This is a genomic window from Micromonospora sp. D75 (assembly GCF_018070405.1).
GTDB lineage: Bacteria > Actinomycetota > Actinomycetes > Mycobacteriales > Micromonosporaceae > Micromonospora > Micromonospora chalcea.
This window is the reverse complement of sequence record NZ_JAGPXV010000993.1, coordinates 1-1,295: the sequence shown is the minus strand read 5'-3', so window position 1 is coordinate 1,295 and position 1,295 is coordinate 1. Positions and strand designations below refer to the sequence as shown.

Below are 1,295 nucleotides of genomic sequence, written 5' to 3'. Positions count from 1 at the left end.
CGACGGGGTCGGTGCCGGACTTCTCGCGGCAGCCCTCCAGGGCGGCGTACACGATGCGCTCGGCGAGCTGACGCTTGCCGCGCAGCAGGATCTTGTTCACCAGCTGGGTGACCAGGGGCGAGTTGTACACCGGGTCAGCGACCAGCGGCTTCCGCGGAGCGGGTCCCTTACGCGGCATGTCAGCTCTTCTCCTTCTTCGCGCCGTAGCGGCTGCGAGCCTGCTTGCGGTTGCGGACACCCTGGGTGTCCAGCGAGCCGCGCACGATCTTGTACCGCACGCCGGGGAGGTCCTTCACACGACCGCCGCGCACGAGCACGATCGAGTGCTCCTGAAGGTTGTGGCCGACGCCCGGGATGTAGGCGGTCACCTCGATCTGGCTGCTGAGCTTGACACGAGCGACCTTGCGCAGCGCCGAGTTCGGCTTCTTCGGGGTGGTGGTGTACACGCGGGTGCACACGCCGCGCCGCTGGGGAGACCCCTTGAGCGCCGGGGTCTTGGTCTTGGTCGTCTTGGCCTGACGGCCCTTTCGGACCAACTGCTGAATGGTGGGCACCGGGTTTCTCCGCTCCCTTCGGCCGCTGCGAGGCGACCGCGCCGTCTGCTCCAGCCGTCCGGATGGGCGGCTCTCCTACATTCCAACCGGGGCCGCCTGTCGGCGTCCCAGCACCCGCGGTCGGGCGTGTCGCCCAAGTCACGGTCCCGGTGCCGGCCGCTGGCGCGTCGTACCGGGTTGTTTGGTCTTGATGGTGCGACCGCGCGATTCACCGGCTGACCGGTTCCAGCGCACGCACGCATTGCCCAGGCGAGCCCGGGCACAAGGGGAAAGAGTACCTACCACAGCCGCGCCGGTCAAAACGGATGGGTCGGGAGGACCGCTGCCGCGGTCCGCCGGGCCGATCTCCGGATCGCCGACGCGCCCATGATGGGCACCTACAGTGACAAGTGTACCGGCTCGTCCGCCGCGCGGCCCGGCGGCCCCGACACAGCCCACCCCCCGGGCACCCGGACATACCGGTCGCGGCAGGTCACCGGCCGCACCGGCCCCACCGGGGGCCTCACGTGATCTGCACCACGAGGGCCAGCCCGAGCCCGACCAGGCTGAACAGCAGCCCCACCCCGCCGCAGGAGAGCCCGGCCACGGCCAGGCCGGCGCCGGTGAACCGCACCGCCGGCGGCGGCGCCGGCCGCCGGATCTGCCGCCGGGCCAGCAGCCCGGCGACCACCGCGCCGACCCCGATCAGCGCGCCGAGCACGGTGAACGCGCCGGCCGCCCAGGCGCCACCGTAGTCCGGCC

1 protein-coding gene and 2 pseudogenes are annotated in these 1,295 nt (G+C 72.0%); all 3 read right to left on the bottom strand.

Features of this window, described 5'->3' with window-relative positions:
* Window positions 1–178: pseudogene (locus tag KBX39_RS31410) on the bottom strand (30S ribosomal protein S7); the annotation flags it as partial.
* A gap of 1 nt (window position 179) precedes the next feature.
* Entirely contained in the window at window positions 180–554 is a 375-nt protein-coding gene (rpsL, locus tag KBX39_RS31405) for a 30S ribosomal protein S12 (RefSeq protein WP_007465318.1), read from the bottom strand.
* Window positions 555–1,056: 502 nt separating this feature from the next.
* Window positions 1,057–1,295, bottom strand: a pseudogene (locus KBX39_RS31400) (phage holin family protein); the annotation flags it as partial.